Origin of the sequence: Paracoccus sp. AK26 (assembly GCF_011801365.1) — a bacterium.
GTDB classification, from domain to species: Bacteria; Pseudomonadota; Alphaproteobacteria; order Rhodobacterales; family Rhodobacteraceae; genus Paracoccus; species Paracoccus aerius.
In genome coordinates this window covers 162,283-189,213 of record NZ_CP041044.1, presented here as the reverse complement: position 1 = coordinate 189,213, position 26,931 = coordinate 162,283, and the positions used below count along the sequence as shown (strand labels likewise).

The 26,931-nt window shown below is 65.1% G+C and carries 22 protein-coding genes and 2 pseudogenes; 16 read left to right on the top strand and 8 right to left on the bottom strand.

The window, feature by feature from the left end; genetic code table 11:
* Window positions 1-77: 77 nt before the first annotated feature.
* The 4 genes and pseudogenes from FIU66_RS15830 to FIU66_RS15815 all read right to left on the bottom strand — a co-directional run bounded on the left by FIU66_RS15830 (window position 78) and on the right by FIU66_RS15815 (window position 3,661).
* On the bottom strand, window positions 78-422 hold the full coding sequence (locus FIU66_RS15830) for a type II toxin-antitoxin system RelE/ParE family toxin (RefSeq protein ID WP_167623861.1): 345 nt from the start codon (window positions 420-422) through the stop codon (window positions 78-80).
* Window positions 412-687, bottom strand: coding sequence for a type II toxin-antitoxin system ParD family antitoxin (locus tag FIU66_RS15825; protein ID WP_167623860.1), 276 nt, complete (start codon window positions 685-687; stop codon window positions 412-414). Before FIU66_RS15825 ends, FIU66_RS15830 begins: the two co-directional genes overlap by 11 nt.
* Before the next feature lie 73 nt (window positions 688-760).
* A pseudogene (locus FIU66_RS15820) lies at window positions 761-1,575 on the bottom strand (recombinase family protein).
* A gap of 426 nt (window positions 1,576-2,001) precedes the next feature.
* A pseudogene (locus FIU66_RS15815) lies at window positions 2,002-3,661 on the bottom strand (BCCT family transporter).
* A 211-nt stretch (window positions 3,662-3,872) separates the two neighbouring features.
* Between FIU66_RS15815 and FIU66_RS18285 the strand changes: the two are divergent.
* The 4 genes from FIU66_RS18285 (at window position 3,873) to FIU66_RS15800 (ending at window position 7,421) form a co-directional block, all read left to right on the top strand.
* Window positions 3,873-3,998 (top strand): hypothetical protein, encoded by a 126-nt coding sequence (locus FIU66_RS18285; RefSeq protein WP_255432414.1) that lies wholly within the window; start codon window positions 3,873-3,875, stop codon window positions 3,996-3,998.
* A 91-nt stretch (window positions 3,999-4,089) separates the two neighbouring features.
* Window positions 4,090-4,482, top strand: a complete 393-nt coding sequence (locus FIU66_RS15810; protein ID WP_240544801.1) for a glucose dehydrogenase — start codon at window positions 4,090-4,092, stop codon at window positions 4,480-4,482.
* A gap of 9 nt (window positions 4,483-4,491) precedes the next feature.
* Window positions 4,492-6,696, top strand: a complete 2,205-nt coding sequence (locus FIU66_RS15805) for a pyrroloquinoline quinone-dependent dehydrogenase (protein WP_167623859.1) — start codon at window positions 4,492-4,494, stop codon at window positions 6,694-6,696.
* 80 nt (window positions 6,697-6,776) lie between these two features.
* Window positions 6,777-7,421 carry a redoxin domain-containing protein gene (locus FIU66_RS15800; RefSeq protein ID WP_201281140.1) on the top strand — a complete coding sequence of 215 codons (645 nt, stop codon included), beginning with the start codon at window positions 6,777-6,779 and terminating at the stop codon, window positions 7,419-7,421.
* Window positions 7,422-7,857: 436 nt separating this feature from the next.
* Here FIU66_RS15800 and FIU66_RS15795 read toward each other — a convergent pair whose 3' ends face one another.
* A complete protein-coding gene (locus tag FIU66_RS15795) occupies window positions 7,858-9,249 on the bottom strand; it encodes a hypothetical protein (protein ID WP_167623858.1) in 1,392 nt (463 codons plus the stop codon).
* Window positions 9,250-9,538: 289 nt separating this feature from the next.
* On the opposite strand from FIU66_RS15795, the gene FIU66_RS15790 reads away from it, so the two are divergent.
* The 12 genes from FIU66_RS15790 (at window position 9,539) to FIU66_RS15735 (ending at window position 23,286) form a co-directional block, all read left to right on the top strand.
* The gene (locus FIU66_RS15790; protein WP_240544800.1) at window positions 9,539-10,540 is read left to right on the top strand and encodes a C4-dicarboxylate TRAP transporter substrate-binding protein; all 1,002 of its coding nucleotides are present in this window, start codon (window positions 9,539-9,541) and stop codon (window positions 10,538-10,540) included.
* A 157-nt stretch (window positions 10,541-10,697) separates the two neighbouring features.
* A complete protein-coding gene (locus tag FIU66_RS15785) occupies window positions 10,698-11,189 on the top strand; it encodes a TRAP transporter small permease (RefSeq protein WP_210254100.1) in 492 nt (163 codons plus the stop codon).
* Between the two features lies 1 nt (window position 11,190).
* Window positions 11,191-12,528 (top strand): TRAP transporter large permease, encoded by a 1,338-nt coding sequence (locus tag FIU66_RS15780; protein WP_167623855.1) that lies wholly within the window; start codon window positions 11,191-11,193, stop codon window positions 12,526-12,528.
* Window positions 12,529-12,534: 6 nt separating this feature from the next.
* Window positions 12,535-13,335 carry an IclR family transcriptional regulator gene (locus FIU66_RS15775; RefSeq protein WP_167623854.1) on the top strand — a complete coding sequence of 267 codons (801 nt, stop codon included), beginning with the start codon at window positions 12,535-12,537 and terminating at the stop codon, window positions 13,333-13,335.
* A gap of 2 nt (window positions 13,336-13,337) precedes the next feature.
* The gene (locus FIU66_RS15770) at window positions 13,338-15,452 is read left to right on the top strand and encodes a 3-hydroxyacyl-CoA dehydrogenase NAD-binding domain-containing protein (RefSeq protein ID WP_167623853.1); all 2,115 of its coding nucleotides are present in this window, start codon (window positions 13,338-13,340) and stop codon (window positions 15,450-15,452) included.
* A complete protein-coding gene (locus tag FIU66_RS15765) occupies window positions 15,449-16,624 on the top strand; it encodes an acetyl-CoA C-acyltransferase (protein WP_167623852.1) in 1,176 nt (391 codons plus the stop codon). The genes FIU66_RS15770 and FIU66_RS15765 overlap by 4 nt, the downstream gene beginning before the upstream one ends.
* A gap of 11 nt (window positions 16,625-16,635) precedes the next feature.
* Window positions 16,636-17,832 carry an acyl-CoA dehydrogenase family protein gene (locus FIU66_RS15760; protein ID WP_167623851.1) on the top strand — a complete coding sequence of 399 codons (1,197 nt, stop codon included), beginning with the start codon at window positions 16,636-16,638 and terminating at the stop codon, window positions 17,830-17,832.
* 13 nt (window positions 17,833-17,845) lie between these two features.
* Window positions 17,846-18,844, top strand: a complete 999-nt coding sequence (locus tag FIU66_RS15755; protein WP_167623850.1) for an acyl-CoA dehydrogenase family protein — start codon at window positions 17,846-17,848, stop codon at window positions 18,842-18,844.
* Entirely contained in the window at window positions 18,841-19,263 is a 423-nt protein-coding gene (locus FIU66_RS15750) for a PaaI family thioesterase (RefSeq protein ID WP_167623849.1), read from the top strand. The genes FIU66_RS15755 and FIU66_RS15750 overlap by 4 nt, the downstream gene beginning before the upstream one ends.
* Window positions 19,263-20,099: an oxepin-CoA hydrolase, alternative type gene (locus FIU66_RS15745; protein WP_167623848.1), complete on the top strand. Its 837-nt coding sequence runs from the start codon at window positions 19,263-19,265 to the stop codon at window positions 20,097-20,099. The genes FIU66_RS15750 and FIU66_RS15745 overlap by 1 nt, the downstream gene beginning before the upstream one ends.
* Window positions 20,096-21,619: a class I adenylate-forming enzyme family protein gene (locus FIU66_RS15740; RefSeq protein WP_167623847.1), complete on the top strand. Its 1,524-nt coding sequence runs from the start codon at window positions 20,096-20,098 to the stop codon at window positions 21,617-21,619. Before FIU66_RS15745 ends, FIU66_RS15740 begins: the two co-directional genes overlap by 4 nt.
* The gene (locus tag FIU66_RS15735) at window positions 21,616-23,286 is read left to right on the top strand and encodes an electron transfer flavoprotein-ubiquinone oxidoreductase (protein ID WP_167623846.1); all 1,671 of its coding nucleotides are present in this window, start codon (window positions 21,616-21,618) and stop codon (window positions 23,284-23,286) included. Before FIU66_RS15740 ends, FIU66_RS15735 begins: the two co-directional genes overlap by 4 nt.
* A 228-nt stretch (window positions 23,287-23,514) precedes the next feature.
* Here FIU66_RS15735 and FIU66_RS15730 read toward each other — a convergent pair whose 3' ends face one another.
* From FIU66_RS15730 to FIU66_RS15720, 3 genes are all read right to left on the bottom strand, one after another.
* A complete protein-coding gene (locus tag FIU66_RS15730) occupies window positions 23,515-24,270 on the bottom strand; it encodes an SDR family NAD(P)-dependent oxidoreductase (RefSeq protein ID WP_370528974.1) in 756 nt (251 codons plus the stop codon).
* A gap of 79 nt (window positions 24,271-24,349) precedes the next feature.
* Window positions 24,350-25,534, bottom strand: a complete 1,185-nt coding sequence (locus FIU66_RS15725; RefSeq protein WP_167623844.1) for an acetate/propionate family kinase — start codon at window positions 25,532-25,534, stop codon at window positions 24,350-24,352.
* Window positions 25,531-26,928 (bottom strand): bifunctional enoyl-CoA hydratase/phosphate acetyltransferase, encoded by a 1,398-nt coding sequence (locus FIU66_RS15720; protein WP_167623843.1) that lies wholly within the window; start codon window positions 26,926-26,928, stop codon window positions 25,531-25,533. The genes FIU66_RS15725 and FIU66_RS15720 overlap by 4 nt, the downstream gene beginning before the upstream one ends.
* Window positions 26,929-26,931: the final 3 nt, after the last annotated feature.

The following is a 26,931-nucleotide window of genomic DNA, read 5'->3' as shown; positions in this document are numbered from 1 at the left end:
TTTCGTGACTATGTCGGAGAATCGTTATCCTTGGCAAGCAGAATCCCAAGGCCTCTGCATGACTGGCAGGGTGCCTGCTATTCCTGTCCCAGCAAGCGGATCAACATCCGCCGATGCTGATCCTGCGCCCCGAAGAAGACAGCCAGAACACGCACCGAGTCGCTCGGATCGTCCACCGTGAACCAGAAGGTCGCACTGCCCAGCGTCAGCTGCCGCAAGCCTGGGATCAGATCATCATGCCGGCTTCCGCGCCGCGGAGCTGTCGCAATGCGGGTCGCATCTTCAAGAATACCGGCCAGTCTGGCTTCCGCGCGTTCCAGCGCCTCGGTTCGGCTTTCGCCGAACGCCATATAGCTGTCGACGAGATGGTCGAAGATCAGAAGAAAATCGCGCTCGGCTTCGGCTGCGAACTCAATCCGCATTACGATCCGTGCGGCGGCGTGCTCTTGTCATGTCCTCAAGGCGACTGCGCATCGTTGCCACATCGACGAAAGCGCCCCCGGCCCGTTCCTCCAGCAAGGCCTTCAACGCCGCCCGGTCCGCCATTTCGCCTTCAGACTTCTCGCGCAGCAATTCCAGGCCGTGCTGCACAACGGCGCTGACAGAGGGAAACCTGCCTTGCCTGACCTGCGCACGTGCAAAGGCATGCTGCTCAGCGCTGAGGGAAATCGAAGATTTAACAGTCATGGCAATCTCCTTGTGAAAGAAGAGTATGACCAGGTGCTACCTGCGTCAAGGTGGAAGGGCAGGGGCTGTCCTTCTATCCCTCTCCTGCGCCCATGATCATCCCCTTCTTTTCGGCTCGCTGCAGCAGCCGGACGGTGGACGGAAACCACTTTGCATTCCCCTTGGGCGTGCTTTCGCGCATCTGCTCCAGCCTGCTGGCGATGCCCGCCAGCGTCAGCTCGGGATCAGCATGGCGCATGCCGGCGACGATCGCCAGCAGCCGGTCATCGGCATCGCGCCGCGGCGCGCGCTCCAGCGCAGCAGCGGGCAGTGCGCTTGAGGCGCTTGCATGTCCAGCCCTGACCGGTGTGGGCCCCAACCAGCCGCACCAGGTCCTCCTAGGCCATCTCCGGGCGGTGGCGCCGCACCAGGGGTAGCCAAGAGGGGTAGCCAAGGCCTCGGCCCCGGCCCCGAGCTTGCGGAAGTAGCTTTCGTCGCGCGCTGCCCGCAGCTTGCGGAGCGCCTCGCGGTCGCCCGCGCGCAGCGCCGGATTGCCGCCGATGGGCCCCTGCTCGCGCGCGGCCCGCAGCCCCGCCCGGGTCCGCTCGCGGATCAGCGCCCGCTCCAGTTCCGCCACCGCCCCCATCACCTGCAAGGAAAAGCGGCCCTGCGGCGTGGCCGTGTCGATGGGATCGCCCAGCGAGCGGAAATGCGCCCCCTTGTCCTCCAGCGCCTCGATCACCTGCAGCAGGTGGACCAGCGAGCGGGCCAGCCGGTCAAGGCGCACCACCACCAGCGTGTGCCGGGCCCGATCCGGGCCAGGAGCCGCGCCAGGGCAGGGCGGGTGCGGTCGGCGCCCGAGGCATGCTCCTCGTGGATCAACTCGCAGCCTGCCTTGCGCAGCTCCATCAGTTGCGGATCAAGGGTCTGCTCGCCGGTTGAAACGCGGGCATCGCCGATCAGGGGCATGGAAGGGCTCCGGGATGCGCTGCTTGTGGGGCGTCTATACACATACGTATGCTAGGAGGAAACGGTCGTTTGTGAACGCTTATGACACAAGATGCCCGCAATCGCTGCTCCCGATGAAAAGGATAGGGGGACTGAACACAATTGCTGCGCTGCCTATTAGAGCAGTGAATCCTCGTTCCGAAAGGCACCACGGCTTCATTTGAGGCATCGCCGGGCCGCTTAGCTGCCCTTCGCCGTTACAGCTGAAAAGTCCTCTTCGTCGTCGCTGAGATGACCCCCTTCTTGTTGTTTGGGTAATCCGCAAATATAAAAAGAACAGCGGCTATGGTCGTTACGAGGCTGCAAGATTGAAAGCGCTACTGCGGCTCAGCCCTCAGCCCTCAGTCCTCTCACAAGTGCGAAGCACGCACCCAGCAACACGATTGTAAAGGGAAACCCGGTTGAGACGGCCATGGCCTGCAGCGCCGCAAGCCCGCCGCCCAGCATCAGCGCGATGGCGACAAGGCCCTCGAAGGTCGCCCAGAAGACGCGCTGCGGGACGGGGGCGTTGATCTTGCCGCCGGCGCTGATCGTGTCGATCACCAGAGAGCCGGAGTCCGACGAGGTGACGAAGAACACGATCACCAGCACGATGCCGATCAGCGAGGTGATCGCCATCAGCGGCAAATGCGCCAGCATCTCGAACAGACGAAGCTCCAGCGCCGCGTCCTGGACCGAGGTCAGCCCCTGGTTCACTACCTGACTGATCGCCGTTCCGCCAAGCGCCGTCATCCACAAGGTCGAGACAAGCGACGGGATCAGCAGCACCGCGACCAGGAACTCGCGCACCGTACGGCCACGGCTGACACGGGCGATGAACATGCCCACGAAGGGCGACCAGCTGAATCCACCAGGCCCAGTAGAAGGCGGTCCAGCCCTGCCGGAAGTTGTCATCATCGCGGCCGATGGGATTGGAGAGTGCCGGCAGATATTCGCCGTAGGCCAGCAAGTTCTTGAAGAAGCCCGTGGTAATCTGCAGCGTCGGACCCACCGCGATAATGAAGACCAGCAGCAGGAAGGCCAAGACCATGTTGATCTCGGACAAAAGCTTGACGCCCTTCTCCATCCCGGCCACGACCGAAGCTATTGCGATCCCGGTGATGATGATGATCAGGAAGATCATCGCGCCCGTGGTCGCGGGCAGCCCGAACAGGAAGTTCAGCCCCGCGCTTGCCTGTTGCGCGCCGAAGCCGAGAGAGGTCGAAAGCCCGAAAAGCGTGGCGAACACGGCCAGGATGTCGATCAGATGGCCCGGCCAACCCCAGACGCGCTCACCGAAGATCGGATAGAAGATCGACCGCAGGGTCATGGGCAGGCCCTTGTTGAAGGAGAAGAGCGCCAGCGACAGCGCGACAATGGCATAGATGGCCCATGGATGAAGCGCCCAGTGGAAGATGGTTGCGGCCATGGCAAGCCGACGCGCGCCTTCCGCATCGCCCGGCGCCCCGTCCAGGGGCGCCCAGTCGGTGCGCAGCCCGTCCTGCCCGACGACGGGGCCGTCGAACGCGGCGGTGAAATTGCCCAAGGGTTCGGCCACGCCATAGAACATCAGTCCGATGCCCATGCCTGCCGCAAACAGCATCGAGAACCAGGATCTGTAGCTGTAATCGGGCGTCGCGTCGGGTCCGCCAAGCCTGATGCGGCCCAGCGGCAGCACGATCAGCGCGATGTAAAGCAGCACGAAGACATTCGCGGCGCTGATGAAGAACCAGTCGAGGCGGGATGTCAGGAAATCCCTAGTCCCGACGAACAGCGGGTCAAGCGTGTTCTGGAACATCAGCGTCAGCAGCGTAAAGGCGACCACCCCGATGGCCGAAACGCTGAAGACGACGTTGTGGATGTCCAGTTCGAACACGAACCGTCGGCGGTAGTTGATGTTGTCTTGCCCGATCTCGTAATCAGTTTCGATAACCTGGGTCGCACCTTCGGGCGCGGGGATCGCATCGGGCGTTTCAGGATCAAGGGGAACATCGGGATCTTGGGTCAAGACGATTTCTCTTTTCTTGAATCGCCAAGCGTTCAATCATGTGGAACGTTACCTGGCATCATGAAGGCTCTCACGAGGCACTTGTGCTGATCCCCGTGCGTTCGCTGATTGCTTTCAAGCCGTAGATCAGCAGCCAACTTGCAAAGAGAACGGAATGTTCCCAGTTCGCGCCACATTCACCAAACGATGCGTTGTCTGGTGTCATCAATGAATGACTGATTTCGACTTTGCGCCCGGGTGTGTGCCCTACGACACACCGTTATCTCGTCCGCTATCCAGCCGCCGCATCACAAAAGAGGCAGAGTTCGGCCACTCGAAAGATCAGATGCGCACCTAAGTCAGTCGGAACACTGTCCTGCTCTCCGGGTTGGGATCCGTGTCACCAGCCCCTTGCCACAGCAGGGCCCGACAACTCGGAAGGAGCAATCATGTCCAATTTTCATGCCGATAGTTTGCGTTCGCGCAGGTCGGACCACCTGCGCGGCGGCGGCTGGTGGATCTTTGCAATCATCCTTGCCATCGTGCTGGCGCTGTTCGGACTGGCGCTGTTTGCTGGCGGCGTCTGGCTAATCTTCCTGGGCGGCAGTTGGTATTACGCCCTCGCGGGTGCCGGTCTGCTGGTGACAGCCTGGCTGCTGGTCACCAATACTCACGACGCGCTGCCTGTTTACGGGCTAATCTGGCTCGCCACGGTGATCTGGGCTTTCTGGGAGGTCGGCACCGACTGGTGGGCGCAGGTCCCGCGCCTTGTCGCCCCGACCGTCGTTCTGGTCCTGATCTTGCCCACTGCCATCGCCCTGGGCAACCGCCGCAAACGTTGAGACATCGCCATGAACAATCTTCTCCTTTCCGCCTCGGCCATCGCGATCCTGATGGCATCAACGGCCCCTGCCTTGTCGCAAACGCCTCCTGCGCCTGAACCTTCCACTCAGCCCACGGGCCAGCCTGCTACTCCCGCTCAGGCTCCCGGCGAAACATCTGCGCCCGACAGCCCTGCCTTGGAAAGCCCCGCTGCTGCCACGCCCAACGGCGAAGAGACTGCCGAAGCAGGGGCGACCGAGCCTACGGATCAGGCTGATCGAGCCCCCCGGCCGCAACCTAAGATCGGCGCCGATTGGCCCTTCTGGGGCGGTGATGCGCAAGCGACGCGATACACACCCCTGGACCAGATCACGCGCGAGAATGTGGATCAGCTGGAACGCGCCTTTGTCTATCGCACCGGCGACATGCCGACCGGCAGCGCCGAAGGCAAGTATGCGGCCGAGACCACGCCCCTGAAGATCGGCGACCAGCTGGTGATGTGTTCAGCCAAGAACATTCTGATCTCAATTGATGCCGCCACAGGTGAGGAGAACTGGCGCTACGACCCTCTGGTCAGCAACGAGGCCATTCCCTATTCAGCCTCCTGCAGAGGCGTCTCGGCCTATACAGCACCTGACCTGCCCGACGACGCGCAATGCAAGACCCGCGTGATTGAAGGCACTCTCGACGCCCGGCTGATCGCGGTCGACCTGCGCACGGGCCAGCCTTGCGCCGATTTCGGCGAAGGCGGGCAGGTGGACCTGTGGCAGAATATCGGCGAAAGGGTGCCCGGCTGGTACGCCGTCACCGCGCCGCCCGCCGTCGTGCGTGGCGTCGTCGTCACGGGCGCGCAGGTCAAGGACGGGCAAGCCGAAGATGCGCCCTCCGGTGTCATCCGCGGCTTTGACGCGGTCACGGGCGAGTTCATCTGGGCCTGGGATCTGGGCAGGCCCGGCGAAAACGGCCAGCCGCCCGAAGGCGAGACCTATACCCGCGGCACGCCCAACATGTGGACCACCGCCACCGGGGACGAGGAGCTTGGCCTTGTCTATCTGCCGATGGGCAATTCCTCGGTGGATTACTATGGATCCAACCGCTCAGAGTTGGAAAACCAATGGGCGACCGGCCTTGTCGCGCTGAATGCGCTGACGGGCGAGCCGATCTGGGATTTTCAGACCGTCTATCATGATGTCTGGGACTATGACCTTGGGAGTCAGGCAACTTTGCTGGACTTCCCCACGGGCGGGGGCGAAACCACGCCCGCGATCCTGCTGCCGTCCAAGCAGGGCGACATCTACATCCTTGACCGCGCCACGGGCGAGCCGCTGACCCCGGTCGGCGAAATCGAAACGCCGCAGGAACCCAGCGTCGAGCCTGACTACATCTCGGATGTGCAACCAACGTCCGAATGGCATACCCTGCGCAAGGACGAGCTGTTGGAAAAGGACATGTGGGGCTTCACGCCCATCGACCAGCTGTGGTGTCGCATCCAGTTCCGCCGCGCCAGCTACAAGGGCTTCTACACGCCGCCGACCGCCGATCAGCGCTGGATCCAGTATCCGGGCTACAATGGCGGGTCGGACTGGGGATCGGTCGCGGTCGATACCGATCGTAACATCATTGTGGCCAACTACAACGACGTGCCAAACTACAACCGGCTGATCCCGCGCGAGGAGGCCAATGAATTGGGCCTGCGCCCGATCAACGAGCAGCCGCAGGGCAGCGAAGCCGGCGAGAACGCGGATGTGGGAGGGGCCGAGGGCGCGGGCGATCCCCAGGCGGGCGCACCCTATGCGATCGACGTGAACGCGGGCTGGCGCAACGACGTCACCGGCGTGCCCTGCACCCGTCCACCATATGGCGGGATCCGCGCCATAGACCTGAACACCGGCGAGACGATCTGGGACACGCCTATCGGGACCGCGCGGCGCAACGGTCCCTTCGGCATCCCGTCCATGCTGCCCATGAAGATCGGCACGCCCAACAACGGCGGCTCGGTCGTCACGGCAGGAGGGCTGGTCTTCATCGCGGCCGCGACCGATAACCTGTTCCGCGCCATCGACATCGAGACGGGCGAGACTGTCTGGCAGGATGTGTTGCCCGCAGGCGGACAGGCCAACCCGATCTCCTACGAGGTGGACGGCCAGCAATATGTCCTGATCGCAGCGACCGGCCATCATTTCATGGAAACACCCATCGGCGATTACATCATCGCCTATCGATTGCCGGAGTGAGGTCGGTCCGCCGCAGGTCAGCAGGAACGTTTAGACAGCAGGCTGGTTGAGAATGCTTCCACCGATCAGAGGATGCTGCCATGAGCCCAGATATCATTCCCGGGGCAAGGTTTCCCGACTATGTCCTGGCGGACCATACCAAAACCCGGCGCCGCCTCTCCGACCTGCAAGGCGACCAGCTGATGATCGTGGTCCTGACCCGTGGCTTCTTCTGCCCCAAGGATCGCCAGCACATGCTGGAGCTGGTGCGGTTTCATCCGCAGTTTGTGGTCGGCTATACGCAACTGGTTACCATCACCACCGACGATTGGCACACGACCAACAACTATCGCCAGCAGACCTCGGCGCCCTGGCCGTTCCTTTATGACGAGGAGCGGGTGGTGCAGAAGGATCTCGATATCAAGGAGTACACTGACACGTCCCACGACGTGATGATCCCGCACACCATTGTGCTGGGCCGCGGGCTCGAGGTGTTCAAGGTCTACAACGGCTACTATTACTGGGGACGCCCCGCGATGGCCGAGCTTCATGCCGACCTGCGCGACCTAGGGCAGCGAACATACAAGGACTGGGACATTACCCAACCCGATCTGCGGCAGAGATGGCAGGCCGGTGACAGGTCCGTTTTCTATCCGTATAGCGAGAACTCGATCTCGATGGAAACCCTGATGCTGCAGATGGCGGGAGCCGTCGACCAGTATGCGGGTGACGCGGAAAAGGGGTGAAGCCTCGCCGGTCTTGCAACGATGAGGAACATGGACCCTGTACTCTGAGACATGGGTTCTTCTTATCCCTCTTCAGGCGCCGATTTCTGGCGCAATTGTCCAGTGACGATCTTGCCGGGTGTGAAACACAGCTTGATGACATAAACATATGTTAACCACGGCTACTTCTCATAGAACAAACGCAAAAGGTGACAGTCGCGGTTAGAAGGATCGTATTGCGCAAAATGTCGCCGCGCCGCCCGCCTCGGGTGCCAACGCCCGCTGGATTTCTAGGCGGCCGAGGGGGTTTTCGCTGCGGTGGCCAAGGGCCGCTAGGTCCGCAGAGCAACACCCAGGCTCTGATGATGTGACCGCCCCCCGACGGCATCTGATGTGCCAGGATGGGTCTGCGAGGATCCACAAAAAGGGGAGCGGTCGCATCATCAGAGCCGATGTATTATAACATCGCTAGTTCTACCACGATCCCCACCCCAACGGTCCACAGGGCCAGTGAGGACAGGCAGTATAGCCCATTCCAACGGAGCCCGACGACAGAAGGCGTGCGTCCAATTAGGGCGCCGGCATAAACCACCGTGGTAATCAGGGGGGTAAAGCCCATGACGCAGCCCCAGGTGCCAGCCAAGCTTAGCGCGGCGGCGGCATCGCTAAGGCCGGGGATGTCAAGCTGCGTTACCAAGCTGCCCATCACCGATGCTGTAATGATAGGGTTGATCCCCACTGCCGCCAGCCCGAACATGGACAGGTTCAGCAGAGTGATCATCTGCCAGGGCGCTCCGATCATCGAGGCGACTGCGGCCTGGACTTGGTCAATCGGCAGTAGTTCCAGCACTAGGACGGACAGCAGGCCGGCCGAGGCGAAGACGCCGATCTCGGCCGCAGCCAGCGGAAAGCGGCGGATCGTCCCGGTGGCGGCGTGTCGCGCCTGAGTCATTGCCCCGGTTCCGCCACGGTGGCCCAGCCATGCCGCCCAAGCCAGGCTATAGGCTGGCACTGCGATTAGAAGTGCCTGCTGGAACTGCAATCCGGTACCGGCGTGCATCACGAAAACAAGCCCTGCCAACAATCCTACATGGGTGACCAGGATCGCCACGCCGCTCCAGTCGGCAGTTCGCGGGCTCGGACCCGGTTTCAGACCGGCTGGAATGCGAGGCGCGCCTATCCAGTCCAGGAACCAGCCCCAGCCCAGGAACAGTACGGCCGCGGCCAGTCCCGCCGGTGCCACGTCGCCATATCGCAGGTCGGGCATTGCCAGAAGCAGCGCATTAAGACCCAATCCGATGGGCGACCACAAAGGCGCTAGGGAAAATCCGCGCAGCACCGCCGTTGTCATGCGGCGCAGACGCCATTCGCGCAGGTGGGCGGGCAGGTGGCCACTTGTTTCCTCCAGCGACCGGCGCGTCATCTCCAGCAGGATGGCGATGCCGCCCAGGTTGATCAGGACCCCAAAGACATGGCCGCCGAAGTTCATTGCCAGATAGCGCCGCCCCGGCGGACGCGTAGTCAGATAACGACCGGCGCGAAGAATCTCGGGCGCATCGCTGGCAACCACGCGCAACGCCCCCAACAGGGCCAGCAGCGTCGCTAGGAACCCCATACGTTCCAAGCCCCGGGACAGCGTGTGCAGGTCGATCCCGCGCAGCAGCGCTAAAGCAAGAAGCACGGCGCAAAGACTGACGGTGATCCAGGTGGCAACAGTGAACCGCCGCCATGACAAGGCCAGAAAGACCGCCAGGGCAATGCCGGCCGCAATCCCGATGATGTGGGAGCTGACAAAAATGCCCGCCAGTGACGCTGCGATTACGATGACGATGCAGGTTTGCGAGATCACGGTTCTCAGTCGGCCGCCGGTCAAGCGATGCACCCCCACCCGTGGGGCAGCGCTGCCGTACCCGCAGTCCTTGCGTGGGGATCAGCACGCCGCAAGTTCATAAAAGGCAGGCAGGGCATCATGGCGTTCTTCCTGTTTCACAAGCGCCTGCATGGTGGAGAAATCCCGTATCCGACACAATAGGGTTCCATTATTCGGAACAGTGTGTCAATGAATGGAACAGGAGAGGAGAATCAACATGCGTTGTCTGACAGCAGGTTTGACGATTGGATTTGCTTTGGGGGCTGCCATGCCCGCTGGGGCGATCACCCTGATCTATGGCGAGGCCGGACCCAACCGCGGCGTCCGTGCCGAAGCGACCCAGTGGTTCGTGGATCAGGTCGCGGAGCAGACCAACGGCGAGCTGACCATCGACGTGAATTGGGGCGGAGCGCTGTTCTCGGAAAAGGCGGCGGTCCAGTCCCTGCGTGACGGCGTGGCCGACATGGGCTCGGTCATTGGCGTCTATTTTCCGCAGGATATGATCGCCTATGGTTTGGCCGATCTTCCGATCCCGAACCCCGATCCGTGGGTGGGGATGAAGGCCACCGACAAGCTGATGCGCGAGAACGAGCAGATCCGCGAAAACCTGGCGCAGCAGAACCTTGTCTATATCGGCACCTATACCACCTCGGCCGTGCAGGTCGGTTGCAAGGGCAAGACCATCGAGACGCTGGACGACGTCAAGGGCGTCAAGATCCGTGGCGTCGGCGCCTATGGCAAGGTGTTCCATGACCTGGGCGCGACCCCTGTCGACATGTCCGTCTACGAGGCCTACCAGGGGCTTGATACCGGCCTGATCGATTGCACGCAGACCTATCCCTATCTGGTTGAGGCGCTGAAGTTCGACGAGGTCTTCACCAGCTATACCGAAATCGATTTCGGCCAGATCGGCGCCCTTGGCATCATGATGAACAAGGACAGCTTCGACATGCTGCCCCCTGAACAGCAGCAGGCTCTGCTGACGGCGGGCGAAGGGCTGGCGGACGAATTCGGCCGTATCCTGTCCGACGCCAACCAGCGGTCGGTCCAGATTCTGAAGGACAAGCAGATCCCGGTTCTGAAGCTCTCGGACGAGGATCGCGCGCGGCTTGTCGACATGGGCACGAAATATATCGACGAATGGATCGTGCGTGCTGACGCAGCCGGCCTGGATGGCCGCGCGCTGGTCGACGAATACACCGCGCTAATTGCCGAATATACCAAGCAGCGCGACGAACAGGGCTATCCCTGGGCGGCACCGGCCAACTGACCGGTTGTCCTGACCAATCGGGGACGCGGCCTGGCCGGCATGCCTGTCGCGCCTGTGTCCCCGGCATCCTGCCTGATTTGAACTTTCCCCAAATCCGGACAGCCTTGTCACGTACCCCAACCAGGGAGGTGCGGCCATGAAGGCCATTGAACGCATCATGCTTGAATTCGCCGTCGTCTCGGCCTTGGCCTTGGCGCTGGTCATCACGGCGAACGTGATCGGCCGACAGTTCTTCGGCTGGGGGGTGCCCGACATCGTGATCATCGTGCGCGAGCTGATGATACCGACCATTGTCTTTCCGCTTGCTGCCGCGACGGCCAACCGCGCCCATATCGCCGTTACCTTCGTAAGTGACCGCATGTCGCCCGGCGCCCGCGGCCGACTGATCATCCTGGGATGGTTTGTGGCGCTGCTGGCAATGCTGCCGCTGATCTATGCCAGCTGGCGCAACCTGTCCGGATCTTGGACTTCCGGGGAGTTCTACGACGGGCTTCTGGGCATCCCCCGTTGGCCCATGAAGCTGGTGTTCCTGTTGGGCCTCGTCGTGATGGTGATCCGTCTTGTGCTGGTCGCGCTGACCGACATCGCCGAATTGCGCAGGACGGGGACCGTCACCGAAGCCAGCCACACCACAGAGGAGTCTGTCTGAGATGGATGCTTCCACCATCGGACTTGTCGCCTTCGGCCTGGTCATCGTCATGCTGGCCCTGCGCGTGCCGATCGCCTTCGTGCTGGCGGGCGTGGCCACCGTTGGCACCTTCCTGATCTATGCCTTCCGTAGCGGTTCCTTTGTGCCGGAACGCGCGATCAATCCGACCTCGTCGATGGTCGTGAACAGCTTCTTCGAGCTGATCCATTCTTATGACCTGTCGATGATCCCGCTGTTCGTGGCCCTGGGCAACATCGCCTATTACACCGGCATCACGACGCGCATCTATGACGCTGCAAATGTCTGGCTGCGCAGCGTGCCGGGCGGCGTCAGCGTCGCGTCGCTGATGGGCTGCGCCGGCTTTTCGGCGATCTCTGGCTCCTCGATCGCCTGCGCCTCGACCATGGGCCGCATTTGCGTCCCCGAGATGCTGCGCCTGGGCTACGACCCCAAGCTCGCCACGGCCTCGGTCGCGGCGGGGGGCACGCTGGGATCGCTGATCCCGCCGTCGGTGCTGTTCATCCTGTACGGCATCTTCACGGAAACTTCGATCAGCAAGCTGTTTCTTGCGGGCATCCTGCCTGGGCTGCTGACACTGGCGGGCTATGTCCTGGTGGTGATCTGGTGGACCACGCGCGACCCAAGCGCCGCCCCCGTCGATCCGAACCCGCTGCCCAAGGGCGCGCGCCTGAAGGCCGCGATTTCGGCCTGGCCCGCCGCGATGCTGTTCGCTGTGATCATTGGCGGCATCTATGGCGGCCTGTTCACCGCGACCGAGGCTGCGGCGATCAGCGTCGTCCTGACCATCCTGATCGGCTTTTTCGAGCGCACCCTGACGCTGCGGTCGATGTGGACCGCGATCCGCGAAAGCCTTGTGCAGACCTCGGCTATCTTCCTGATCGCGGCCTGCGCCAAGATCTTCGTGTCCTTCGTCGCTCTGACCGGGGCCGCCGGGATGGTGTCGCAATGGGTGGCCGATGCCGGGCTGTCGCCGCTGATACTGATGGCCGCGATCTGCGTGCTGTATCTGTTCCTGGGGATGTTCCTGGACCCGGTCGGCATCATTGTGCTGACGCTGCCCTTCGTCATCCCGATGGTGGACAACCTGGGCATGGACCTGATCTGGTTCGGCGTCATCGTCGTCAAGCTGCTGGAGATCGGGCTGATCACCCCGCCTGTGGGCCTGAATGTCTTCGTCATCGGCAACGTGACCGACCGCAGCATCAAGGTCGACACGATTTTCGCGGGCGTGTCGCGTTTCCTGGCGATGGACATCGTTGTGCTGGCCATCCTGGTGCTGGTCCCGGCAATATCGACGATGATCCCCAACGGCTTGTGAGGCCCGATGACCGACCTGCATGATCCCCGCTTTGCGACGACCCTGGCCCGGGGCCTGTCTGTGCTGCGCGCCTTTCGCGTGGGCGACGACGGCCTGAGCAATGCCGAGATCGCGCAGAGGACCGGCCTGCCCAAATCCACGGTGTCGCGGCTGACCTTCACGCTGGGGCATCTGGGCTATCTGGTCCAGTCGCCCCGCGACGACCGGTTCCGGCCGGGTCCGACGCTGGTGGCGGTCGGTCATGTCGCGGCGACGTCGCTTTCGTTCCTGATCCCGGCGCATGACCTGATGCAGCGCCTGGCCGAGGAAACCGGCACCCTTGTGGTGCTGGCGGTGCGCGACGGCGACAAGCTGGTCCTGATCCGCACCTGGCGGCCGCGTTACATTGCGTCGATCTGGCTTGAGGTCGGCCAGCGGATTTCCCTGCAGCCATTCTCGTCAGCGCGGGCCTTCATCGCCGCGGCCACCACCGAGGAGATCGACCGGATCGCGGTCGAGCAGATGGCCGACCGGCAGGTGCTAGACGATCTTCTGGCGACGCGGTCCCAGTCCTGTGCCGAGATGGCCCGGAACGGCTTTGTCTTCACGCCCGCGGGCAGCGGCATCCCGGCCGCCTACAACGCCGTGTCGGTGCCCTTCCGCACCAGCAACCTAGCCGAACCGGTGGTCTTCACCTGCGGCGCCCTGCCGCCTGACGCCACCGCCGAGCGCATGCAGTCCGAAATCGGTCCCAGGCTGGCCGAGGCTGTGCGCAGCCTGGAGCGGATGACCGGACAGGCCCCCCACCTTACCCGAAGCGAGACATGACCATGACCGATCACTCCCCCGTCCGCTATCGCCGGGAAGGCCAGATCGCCTTCATCGACATCGATAATCCACCCGTCAACGCCCTTTCGGCGGCGGTGCGGCAGGGGCTGGCCGCGGCCATGGCGCAGCTCGGCCAGGACAACGACGCGCAGATTGCCGTGCTGTCCTGCGCGGGGCGGACCTTCATTGCAGGGGCCGACATCTCGGAATTCGGAAAGCCTCCGGTGGCCCCCTTCCTGCCGGATGTCGTCGCCCTGATCGAGGCTTCGGAAAAGCCCATCGTCGCGGCGCTTCATGGAACCGTCCTTGGCGGCGGGTTGGAGGTCGCCCTGGGCGCCCATTACCGCGTCGCGCTTCACGGCACGCGGATGGGCCTGCCCGAGGTCACGCTGGGCCTTCTGCCCGGTGCCGGCGGCACGCAGCGGCTGCCGCGCCTGGTGGGGGCCGATGCCGCCATCGACCTCATCACCTCGGGTCGCCAGGTTGATGCGCGCAAGGCGCTTGAACTGGGGCTGATCGACGCTCTTGCCGAAGACACCGACCCCCGCGCGGCCGGAGAGGCAGGCGCCCTCCGCCTGCTCAGCGATGGCGTCGGCCACCGCCGCCTGTCCGAGATCCCTGCACCCCAAGTCGATGCAGACATGATTGACGCATGGCGCGCCAAGGTTGCGAAATCCGCGCGCGGCCAGGTCGCGCCCCTTCGTGCCCTCGACACGATCGTGAACGGCCTGACCCTTCCCTTCGACAAGGGCATGGCGCAGGAACGCCGAGCCTTTCTGGACCTGATGCAGACCCCCGAACGCGCGGCGCTGATCCATGCCTTTTTTGCGGAACGCCGCGCGGCGCAGCAGGACGACTTGGCGGGCGCAGCCCCCCGTCCGGTTCAACGCGTGGGCATTGTCGGCGGCGGAACGATGGGACAGGGGATCGCTGCATCGGCCCTGACGGCGGGACTCGACGTCACGCTGGTGGAACGCGACGAGGCTTCTGCCGCCAAGGCCGCCGCGGGTATCGGCAAGATGCTGGAGGGCGCGGTCAAGCGCGGCAAGCTGGATGCGGACGCCGCCAGCCGGATGCAGTCGCAGGCTTTCCGCGCCGTGTCGTCCTATGACCCTCTGGCCCAGGTCGATCTGGTGATCGAGGCCGTCTTCGAAAGCCTTGAGGTCAAGCAGGAGGTGTTCCGCACGCTGGACCGCATCTGCCGGCCTGGCGCGGTGCTGGCCACCAACACGTCTTATCTGGATGTGGATCTGATCGCGGGCGCCACGACCCGGCCGCAGGACGTGATCGGCCTGCATTTCTTCTCGCCTGCCAATGTCATGCGGCTGCTGGAGATCGTGGTGGCCGACCAGACCGCCCCCGATGTGACCGCGACGGCCTTCGCCCTGGCCAAGAAGATGGGCAAGCTCGGCGTGCGGTCCGGGGTCTGCGACGGCTTTATCGGCAACCGCATGATGCTAGCCTATCGCACGGCCGCCGATCACCTGGTGCTGGACGGCGCATCGCCCTATCAGGTCGATCAGGCGGTGGTGGCCCTGGGCTTTCCGATGGGCCCCTATCAGGTCGGTGATCTGGCAGGGCTGGACATCGGCTATGCCACCCGGCAGCGCAAGGCGCCGACGCGCGATCCGCGTGAACGCGTGCCGATCTTTGCGGACCGGCTGGTGGAATTGGGCCGGCTGGGGCGCAAGACCGGGCGCGGTTATTACATCTATGACGAGGCCAGCCCACAGGGCCGCCCCGACCCGGAAATGGACGGGATGCTGGCCGACATCCGCACCGGCCTGGGAATCACCCCACGAGACTTCTCGACCGAGGAGATCCAGGACCGCTACATGGCGGCCATGGTGAATGAAGGCGCGAAGCTCCTGGAAGAAGGCATCGCCGCGCGGGCGTCCGATATCGACGTGGTGTTGCTGCACGGCTATGGCTTCCCCCGGTGGAAAGGCGGGCCGATGCATTGGGCCGACGCGACCGGGCTGGACCGGATTGCCGCCGATATCGCGCGGTTCGCCGCAGAAGACCCCTATTTCTGGCAGCTCTCACCTTTGTTGGCGCGGCTTGCCGCCGAAGGCGGGACGCTGGCCAAATCAAAGACCGGAAAGGATGCAGCATGACAGATGCCGTCATCGTCTCAACCGCCCGCACGGGCATTGGCAAGGCCGCGCGCGGCAGCCTCAACCTGACGCATGGGGCCACGATGGGGGGCCATGTCGCGGCCGCCGCGATCGAGCGTGCGGGCATCGATCCTGCGCTGATCGAGGACAGCATCTGGGGTTGCGGCTATCCCGAATACGTCACCGGCGGCAACATCGCCCGCCAGATCGTGATCCGCGCGGGCCTGCCGGTCAGCGTGGCGGGTACCACGGTGAACCGCTTCTGCGCGTCCGGCCTGCAGGCGCTTGCCATGGCCGCCCATATGGTCCGGCAGGAAGGCGCGCGGGCCGTGCTGGCGGGTGGTCTTGAATCGATCAGCCTGGTCCAGCCGCCCCCTCGTCACGCACGCGAAGCCTGGATCGAGGCGCACAAACCCGACCTCTATCTGCCGATGATCGACACGGCCGACAACGTCGCCGCCCGCTATGGCGTCAGCCGCGCTGCGCAGGACGAATATGCGCTGCGGTCCCAGCAGCGCATCGCGGCCGCACAAGCTGCCGGGCTGTTCGCGGACGAGATCGTGCCGATGCAGGTAACCCGCGCCGTGACCGACAAGGCCAGCGGAGAGACGCGGCACGAGGAGTTCACGCTGGATGCGGACGAATGCAACCGCCCTTCGACTACGCTGGAAGGGCTGTCGGCGCTGAAGCCGGTCAAGGGAGAGGACAAGTTCGTCACCGCGGGCAATGCCTCGCAACTGTCGGACGGGGCGGCGGCGTTGATTGTCATGGACGGCGGTCTGGCCGCGCGCGAGGGTCTGACTCCCCTGGGCGCCTTCCGCGGCTTTGCTATCGCCGGGTGCGAACCGGATGAAATGGGCATCGGCCCGGTCTTTGCCGTGCCGCGCCTTCTGGAACGCGCGGGCCTGACAGTTGGGGACATCGACCTGTGGGAGCTGAACGAGGCCTTTGCCAGCCAGGCGCTGTATTGCCGCGACCGGCTGGGCATCGACCCCGAACAATATAACGTCAATGGCGGCTCCATTGCGATCGGCCACCCCTTCGGAATGACGGGCGCGCGAACGGCGGGCCATCTCCTGCTGGAAGGTCGTCGGCGGGGCGCCAAGTGGGGCGTCGTCACCATGTGTATCGGCGGTGGCCAGGGTGCCGCCGGCCTGATTGAAATTTTCTAAGGATACGCGACATGGACATGAGCTTTTCCCCCCAGGACCAGGCCTTCCGCGCCGAGGTCCGCCAGTTCCTGCAAGACCGGCTACCGCAGCGGCTGTCCGAAAAGGTCCGCCTGTTTCAGGAACTGACCAAGGCCGAAATCGAGGAATGGCATGCCATCCTGAACGAGAAGGGCTGGCTGGCCGGCAACTGGCCGCGCGACTTCGGCGGGGCGGGCTGGACCGCGATCCAGCGCCACATCTTCGAGGAGGAAAGCGCACTTGCCCACGCACCGCGCATCCTGCCCTTCGGGATCGCGATGCTGGGGCCCGTGTTGCAGAAGTTCGGCAGCAAGGAACAGCAGGACCGCTTCCTGCCGCGCATCCTGAACGGCCAGGACTGGTGGTGCCAAGGCTATTCGGAACCCGGCGCGGGGTCGGATCTGGCCTCGGTCAAGACCACGGCGGTGCGTGACGGCGATCATTACGTCGTCAATGGCCAGAAGACCTGGACCACCCTGGGCCAGCACGCCAACTGGATTTTCTGCCTGGTCAGGACCGATCCCACGGCCAAGGCGCAGGAAGGGATCAGCTTCCTGCTGGTGGACCTGACGTCGCCGGGCATCACCGTGCGGCCCATCGTGCTTCTGGACGGCAACCCAGAGGTGAACGAAGTCTTCTTCGACGACGTCCGCGTCCCTGCCGAGAACCTGGTGGGCGAGGAAAACAAGGGCTGGACCTACGCCAAGTATCTACTGACGCATGAACGCACCAACATTGCGGGCGTGGGCTTTGCGACGGCCGGACTTGCGGCGCTGAAGCGCATCGCGCGCGGCCAGATGTCGGGTGGCAAGCCGCTTTCGCAGAACCCCCTGTTCGCCGCGCAGGTCGCACGGGTCGAGATCGACCTGATGGCGATGGCCACGACCAACCTGCGTCTGCTGGCCCAAGCGGCGGCGGGACAGGTGCCTGGCGCCGAAAGCTCGATGCTGAAGCTGAAGGGCACCCAGATCCGGCAGGCGATCAACGATCTGACGCGCCGCGCCGTTGGTCCCTGGGCCTTGGCCTTCCCGTCCGAGGGTCTGGAGGGCGCGAACGACGACCTGCCGCCCGGCCCGCCCGAGGCTGCGGGCGCCACGCGTGCCTATCTGAACAACCGCAAGCTGTCGATCTATGGCGGCTCGAACGAAATCCAGCGGGGGATCATCGCGAAATCCCTGCTGGGCCTCTGAAGGGGATCGGCTGATGGACTTTGGCTTTACCGATGAACAGACCATGCTGGGCGACAGCCTGGCCCGGACGCTGGAACGTAGCACTGATGCGAGCGCCCTGTTCGAACTGGGCGCGGGCGCCGCGCTGATGACGGAAGACGCAGGCGGCTTCGGCGGCACCGGGCCGGACATCCTGATGGTGTTCCGCACCCTGGGCCGCGCCGGTGCTGTCACACCGCTGATAGACAGCGTAGTCCTGGGCGCGGGCATCTTGTCAGCCGCCGGAGAGAACGATCTGGCCGAGGCCGCCGTTGGGGGCGAGGCCCGCATCGCCGTCGCGCTTGACGAACCCGGCCAGCGATATGAGGGCACGATTGCCACGACCGCCGCCAATGGCCGGTTGACCGGCGAGAAATCGGTGGTCCAGGGCGCCGAGGACGCGACGCATCTGATCGTGCGGGCGAGCGATGGCCTTTACGTGGTCGAGGCGGGTGCTGAGGGCCTGAGCCTGCGCGGCTATGCCCTTATGGACGGCGGCCGCGCGGCCGAGGTGTCGCTGAAGGACGTGTCCGCCCGCCGCATTGGCGATGCGGATCTGCTGCACCGTCCGATGGCCGCCGCGATCCTGGCGGTGTGCGCAGATGCCCTGGGGGTGATGGAGAAGGCGGTCGATCTGACGACCGACTACCTCAAGACCCGCAAGCAGTTCGGCCGCGCTATCGGGTCGTTCCAAGCGATCCAGCACCGCATGGCCGACCTGCTGACCGAAGTCGAGCAGGCCCGTTCCGCCGTCTGGAACCTGGCCGGAAACCTGGACGGCCCCGACCGGGACCGCCATGTCGCCGCGACCAAGTCGCTGGTGGGCCGCACCGCGCGCCTGGTGGCCGAGGAAACGATCCAGCTTCATGGCGGCATTGGCATGACCGAGGAATACGAACTGGCCCCGATGGCCCGCCGCCTGCTGGCCGCTGACGCCCGCTTCGGCGACAGCGACCATCACCTGGAACGCTTCATCGCGATCTGCGCGGCATGACCCACGCGCCGGGCATCATCGTCGCCGAAACCGGCGCGCAGCGTCTGGTCGGCTATGTGTTGGACGTGGGCCAGCCCGACAGGCGCGCCCGCTGCCGATTGGTGGTGGACGATCGGCACACCAACCGGCACGGCGTGCTGCACGGGGGCATCGCGGCGATGCTGCTGGATAATGCCTGCGGCGCCACCGCCAGCCTGACGCTGGACGACAGCGGGCGACGGCCGTTCCTGACGATTTCGCTGAACATCGACTTCGTCAGCGCAGGCCGGCCGGGCGAGGTGACTGCGACCGGCCGCATCGTCGGCGGCGGGCGCAGCCTGGTGTTCGTGGCGGGCGAACTGGTCCACGAGGACGGCACATTGATCGCGACGGCCAGCGGCGTCTTCAAGCGGGTCCCCGCCACGGCGGGTGACGCGTGATGGCCGCCGAAGCCCGGGCCGTGGTCGAGGACCGCGGCAATCACATGCTGGTCACGCTGTCCAACCCGCAGCGCCGCAATGCTCTGTCGCCCGCCATGTATGCGGATCTGCGCGCGGCGCTGGATCAGGCAGCGGCGGACGACCGTATTGGCGCGGTCGTGCTGACCGGCGCGAGCGGCTATTTCTGCGCCGGGGGCGATCTCAACGCCCTGGCCGAACGCGCCGCACTCAGCCGGGAAGAACGCCGCACGCGGATCGAGGATCTGCACGCCACCATTCGGGCCATCCGTGCCTGTTCCCGTCCGGTGATCGCCGCGGTCGAAGGAGGAGCCGCAGGCGCTGGCTTTTCCATCGCGCTGGCCTGCGACCTCCTGGTGGCCGCCGAAGACGCAAGCTTTGCCGCCGCCTATGTCCGCGTCGGGCTGGTTCCGGACGGGGGGCTGACCGCATCGCTGGCACGCCGGGTTCCCGCGTCGCTTGCCGCGCGCCTGTGCCTGACCGGGGATCCGGTCGGTGCCTCGGTGCTGGCGGGGATGGGCGTGGTGACCGACCTGTGCGCACCGGGCCAGGCCCATGCCGACGCCGCCCGGCTGGCCGCGCGCCTTGCACGGGGCCCTGCCGGGGCACAGGCCGCCATCAAGCGCCTGCTGGCCGACGCCTATGCGGGCGATTTCGACGCGCAGATGCAGCGCGAGCGGGACGCGATGGCCGATGCCCTAGCCTCACCCGAGGCCGCCGCCGGGATCAGGGCCCGGCTTGACCGCACCGTGCCCGACTTCGGACGCGGCGCGCCCCGTCGGCCGGTCGGGGTCCAGGAGGAGGAGACCAACCAATGAGCACCACGCGCATCCATCATCTGCTTGCGGCACAGGCCGACGCCCGGCCCGATGCTCCGGCGCTGTGCGACCACGACGGTCGCAACTTCACCTATGCCCAACTGGCAGGGATCACCCTGCAACTGGCCGGAGACCTGGCGGTCCGCGGTCTAGGGGCGGGCGACCGGCTGCTGATCGTGGCCGAAAACTGCGCAGCGCTGATCGGCATGATCCAGGCGGCCTCGCATCTGGATGCGGTCGCGGTCCCGGTGAATGCGCGCATGACCGGGCTGGAATTGCTGCGCATCGCCCAGCACACGGATCCGCGTCTGACAGTCTATCTGTCGAATGTATCGCCCCAGGCGCGGGCCCATGGAGACGCGGCGGATGCCACCCCGTGGGAAACCCCGCTTGGCATGGTTGCGATCAGTGCGACCCGGTCCGAGGCGACGCCGGAACCTGTATCGCCGGATGCAGCGCAGGTTGCGGTGATCCTGTACACGACGGGTTCCACAGGCACGCCCAAGGGGGTGATGCTGTCGCATGGGAACCTGCTGTTCGGGGGCCAGACCTCGGCCCGCATGCGGGAAATGGCGTCGGACGACCTGATCCTGGGCGCGCTGCCGATCACGCATGTCTTTGGACTGACCTCGATGATGATCGCGTCGATGGCTGCGGGCGCGCAACTGTGGCTGTTCCCGCGTTTTTCGGCCGGAGCGGTGGTGGACGCGCTGCAGGCGGGCGTCAGCGTGCTGCCGGCGGTTCCGCAGATGCACGCGCTGATCATGGAGGAGGCCGCCGCGCGCGGCATCGACCGCCTGCCGCCGGGTCGGCTTCGCTATGTATCGTCTGGGGCGGCGCCGCTCGATCCCGACTGGAAGCGGCGTGCGGAAGATTTCTATGGTGTGCCGCTGCAGAACGGCTATGGCCTGACTGAAACGACGGCGGGCGTGACGCTGACCACCAACCCGATCGGCGTGCCTGATGTCAGCGTCGGCCCCGCTCTGCCGGGGGTGGATCTGCGCCTGCGCGACGTGGGCGCCGACGGCGTGGGCGAGATCCAGACCCGCGGCCCGCATGTCATGCCCGGCTATTTCCGCAACCCGGAAGCCACCGCCGCCGCCTTCGACCCCGAGGGGTTCCTGTGCACCGGCGATCTGGGCCGGCTGGACTCGGCGGGCAACCTGCACGTGGCGGGGCGCGCGCGAGAATTGATCATCCGGGGCGGCTTCAACGTCTATCCGCCCGAGGTCGAGGCGGCCCTGAACGATCATCCCCGCGTCATCCAGACTGCGGTGATCGGCCGCCGGATCGAGGGCGGTAACGAAGAGGTTCTGGCCTTTTGCCAGACCGACGATCCCAGCCGCCTTTGCGAGGCCGAGCTGCGCGCCCATGCCGCCGAACGGCTGTCAGCCTACAAACGCCCGTCGCGCATCATCGTGGCGACTGCGTTGCCGACTTCGCCCAATGGGAAAATTTTCAAGCAGAAACTGATCGAGACGTTTCAGGACGTCCTGAACGGGAAAGAAGAGCAGCCATGACCGACACCAATCATCCCGCCCGCGAGTCGATGGAGTATGACGTCGTGATCGTGGGGGCGGGGCCATCGGGTTTGTCGGCGGCGATCCGGCTCAAGCAGATCGACCCGGATCTGTCGGTGGTGGTCCTGGAGAAGGGGTCCGAGGTCGGCGCGCATATCCTGTCGGGGGCGGTGCTGGACCCGGTGGGGCTGGACCGGCTGATCCCCGACTGGCGCGAGAAGGGCGCCCCGGTCAGGACTGCCGTCACCGACGACAACTTCTATGTGCTGGGCGAGGGGGGCCAGGTGCGGGTGCCCAACTGGCCGATGCCGCGGCTGATGAACAACCACGGCAACTTCATCGTCTCCATGGGCAGCGTCTGCCGCTGGCTCGCGGAACAGGCTGAGGAACTGGGCGTGGAGATCTTCCCCGGCATGGCGGCAAGCCAGGTTGTTTGGGCCAAGAACGAAGATGGCAGCGATCGCGTGAAGGGCGTGGTCGCAGGCGAGATGGGGCTGCAATCCGACGGCACCCCTGGCCCCCATTACGAGCCCGGCATGGAGCTGCACGGCAAGTATGTCTTCATCGGCGAGGGCGTGCGCGGGTCTCTGGCGAAAGAGATCATCAACCGCCTGAACCTGTCGGACGGCCACGAGCCGCAGAAATACGGCCTGGGCATGAAGGAGATCTGGGAGGTCAGCCCCGAGAGGTTCCAGAAGGGCCGGGTGGTCCACACGATGGGCTGGCCCCTGGGCAAGAACGCCGGCGGCGGCTCGTTCATCTATCACTACGAGGACAACCTGGTGATGGTGGGCTTCGTGGTCCACCTGAACTACGAGAACCCGTATCTCTATCCCTACATGGAGTTCCAGCGCTTCAAGCACCACCCGATGGTGGCCGAGCTGCTGGAGGGCGGCAAGCGCATCTCCTATGGCGCCCGCGCGATCTCCGAAGGCGGCTACCAGTCGCTGCCGGACCTGTCGTTTGACGGCGGCGTGCTGCTGGGCTGTTCGGCGGGCATGGTCAACGTGCCGCGCATCAAGGGCAACCACAATGCAATGATCTCGGGGATCGAGGCGGCCGAGGCCGCGGCGGCGGCGATTGCCGCGGGGCGCGAGGGCGACCGGCTGAGCGACTACGACACGGCCGTGCGCACGGGCGCCATCGGCCAGGACCTCAAGAAGGTCCGCAACGTCAAGCCGGCCTGGTCGCGCTATGGGCTTTGGCCGTCGCTGGTGCTGGGCGGCATGGACATGTGGGGGGCCGGGCTGACGGGCCGCAACATCCTGCGGACCTGGAAGCATGGCAAGACGGATGCCGAGGCCACCGGCAAGGCCGCCAAGTTCAAGCCCATCGACTATCCCCGGCCCGACGGCAAGCTCAGCTTCGACCGGCTGACCAATGTGGCGTTCTCCTTCACCAACCACGAGGAAAGCCAGCCCTGCCACCTGCGGCTGAAGGATCCCACGATCCCGATCCGGGTGAACCTGCCCGAATACGCCGAGCCCGCGCAGCGCTATTGCCCCGCCGGCGTCTATGAGGTGGTCGAGGACGCATCGGGCCCGCGCTTCGTGATCAACTTCCAGAACTGCGTCCACTGCAAGACCTGCGACATCAAGGACCCCTCCCAGAACATCGTCTGGACCACCCCGCAAGGCGGCGACGGACCGAACTACCCGAATATGTGATGAAAGGAACGGGGGCGGGATAATAGCCGTACTCGCTGGATGGCATCTGTGCCGCGGCGATAGTTCATCCCTTTCTGCCTGCTCCATAATACCCGTTGATACTGAAGGGCACGGAAATGGCCGAGGGTTCATTGGCAAACAGTGCGATATGACGCATGGCGGCGCTGACGTCCTCGGTGTCAGGCCGCCGCCTGTCGGACAGATTGTGCTTGCCTGTGAGGTGATCGGCTACGGCGCGGTATACCCGCCGTCCACCAGGTGATAGCTGCCGGTGATGAAGCTGGCGCGGTTCGACAGCAGGAAGCAGGTCAGGGCCGACACCTCGGCCGGTTTGCCGATGCGACCCATCGGATGCAGGGCCGCCAAGCCTTCCATGACCTCGGGCGACAGATTGGCCGACAACAAGGGCGTGTTGATGAAGGCCGGTCCCACGGCATTCACGCGGATGCCCTGTTGCGCATATTCCATCGCGGCGGTCTTGGTCAGCCCCAGAATCCCGTGCTTGGCCGCGACATAGGGCGCTGAATTGGCAAAGCCCACCGATCCCAGGATCGAGGACATGTTGACGATGGACCCGCCCCCCGCACGCAGCATGGCGGGGATCTGCCACCGCATCCCATAGAAAACGCCGTTCAGGTTGATGTCGATCACACGGCGCCAGTCCTGGGACGGATAGTCGCCGGTCGACATCGAGGGACCGCCGATGCCTGCGTTGTTCACTGCCATGTGCAGCCCGCCACAGTCCTTTTCCGCGAACGACGCCATCTCGCACATGGCGTCCTCATCGGTGACATCGGCGGCGAAGGCCTTGGACTTGCCCCCGGCTGCCGTGATTTCGTCCACCACGGCACGGCAGGCTTCGTCCTTCAGGTCGCTGACGATGACAAATGCGCCAGAGGCCCCAAGCTCCAGAGCAATCTCGCGCCCTAGCCCAGAGGCAGCGCCGGTCACGATCGCGGTGCGGCCCGAGAAGTCAAAGCGGATGTCGGTCATGGCTTGTTCCTTTCAGGTTCATCAGGATGTTCAGGTGACCCCAACGGGCCAGTTCACACCTTGTCCCAGGTCAAAGGATAGTGTGGCTCCCGAGAAGGCCCAAGGCTTCCTCGGCGATTATGCGCTCCTCGTCGGCGGGAATGACGAATGCAGCGATGCGGCTGGCGGTGCTGCTGATACGGGCGGCATTGACGGCGTTCGCTGCATGGTCCAGCACCAGCCCGAGCCAAGCCAGACGCTCGGCGACCATTGCGCGGATGCGAGGCTGGTGTTCGCCGATGCCGGCGGTGAAGACCAAGGCGTCTATTCCGCCCATGGTCGTGGCAAGGCGCGCGGCCTCGCCCGCGATGCGCAGGCAGAACAGGCCGATCGCCTCGGCAGCCTCGGGGCGGTCGCTGTCCAGAAGCTCGCGGCTGTCGGCGTCGATGCCAGACACGCCCAACAGCCCGCTTTCATGATAGAGCATCCTTTCCACCCGATCCAGCGTCCAGCCCATCGGTCCCAGAAGATGCAGCAGCACGCCCGGATCCAGGGCGCCGCAACGGGTCGCCATGGGGATGCCGTCCAGCGTTGAAAAACCCATCGAACTGTCGCGGCTGATGCCGCCCTGCATGGCGCAAAGGCTGGCCCCGCTGCCCAGATGCGCTGCAACCACCCGGGCATCGGCAGGCAGGTCGGTCCTGCTCAGGGCATCCGCGATATGGCGATAGGACAGCCCGTGGAAACCATAGCGGCGGATCCCTTGGTCGTGCAGCGCCCGGGGGATGGCAAGGCGCCGGGCGAGAGGATCATGCGTGGCGTGGAAAGCAGTATCGAAGGATGTGGTCTGCGTCAGATCGGGATAAAGCGCCCGCGCGGCGCGGATCAGGCGCAGGCTTTGGGGCTGGTGCAGGGGAGCCAGCCGCGACAGGCTCTCCATCTGCGCCAGGGTCGTGTCGTCGATGATGGCAGGACCGGCGAACAGGTCGCCGCCATGGACCACCCGATGCCCGATCACCGCAAGGGCCGACAGGTCCACCTGCGTTCCGATCCAGTCAAGCGCCGTGCCCAGGATCGCGGTCATGTCGCCGATGTCCACGCCTGCAAGCGGGTGGGTCAGCAGCTGCCCGTCCCGTGTCAGCCGCACCTCCAGCGGGTCGTCGCGAAAGTCGATGACGGCGCGGGCCAGGGGGCGGCTGCGGTTGCCGGCAATCGCATGCGTGCCCAGCTTCACGGTCGAGGAACCGGCATTGAAGGTCAGGATCGTGTCGGTCATGTCCGCACCCCCTGGGCGGCGTTGCGGGTCACGATCAGCTTGGCAAGCGCGGCCGAGGCGATGCGCGCGGACAGGGGATCTGCCCTGCTGGTCAGCACGATCGGCACCCGCGCGCCCAGGACCAGGCCTGCGGCTGTGGCGCCCGCGAAATAGATCAGCTGCTTGGCCAGCATGTTCCCGGCCTCCAGATCGGGCACCAGCAGGATGTCGGCCTGTCCCGCCACAGCCGACGTGATGCCCTTGGTCTGCGCCGCCTCGGGGCTGATGGCATTGTCGAAGGCCAGCGGGCCATCGACCAACCCGCCGGTGATCTGGCCGCGTGCCGCCATCACGGTCAGGGCTGCGGCATCCAGGGTGGCGGGCATGGCGGCATTGACCGTTTCCGCAGCGGCCAGAACAGCCAGACGCGGCTGGTCCACGCCCAGCAGGTGCATCAGATCAATAGCGTTCTGGGCGATATCGCGTTTGTGGTCCAGGGTGGGCGCGATGTTGATCGCGGCGTCCGTCACGATCACCGGCTTGCCATAGGCGGGCACGTCCATGACATAGGCGTGGCTGATCCGTCGCGCTGTGCGCAGCCCGGAATCCCTCGCCACCACCGCGCCCAGCAGTTCATCGGAATGCAGGCTGCCCTTGACCAGAACCTCGACCCGACGGGAGGCCGCCAGTTCCACGGCCCGCGCGGCTGCGGCATGGCTGTGTTCCGTGCTTTCGATGTCCATGCCATCAAGCGACACGCCTGCCTCGGCGGCTGCGGCGCGGATCCTGGCCTCGGGACCGATCAGCAGTGGCTCCAGCAGGCCCTCGTCGCGAACCTCGATCGCGCCCAGGATCGCAGCGCGCGAACAGGGGTGGACGATGGCCGCGCGGATCGGGGGCAAGGATCGCGCTTCGTCGATGAAGGGGGTGTAGCGGCTGGCGGGCAGCAGCACGGCCTGCGGCGCAGGAACGGCGGGCAGGGTCATGTCGGTTTCGGGGGCAATGACCGTGGCGGAGCCTTCCAGCACCCGCTCTTCCCGCTGGTTGGTGCAGAAGGCCTCCAGCCGCACCACCCGGTCGGCGTCGTGCTTTTCCGTCACGCGGACAGTCGCGATCACCGTGTCGCCGGGCATGGCGGGGACCAGGAAACGGAAGCTCTGCTCCAGTTGGATCGTCCCCGGCCCTGGCAGGCGCGTGCCCAGAACCGCCGCCACCATCGCTGCCGTCCAGCTGCCATGGGCCGCGCTGTGGCCGCGCGAAGCGCCCGCGAAGACCGGCTCAAGGCTGGAAGGGCTCACATCACCCGACAGCGCCGCCACCATCGAGATGTCGTTGACCCCGACCGTGCGCGTCAGCGAGGCTTCGTCACCGATCCGCAAGCTGGCGAAGGTATGGTTCTTGAGGGCTTCGGTCACGCG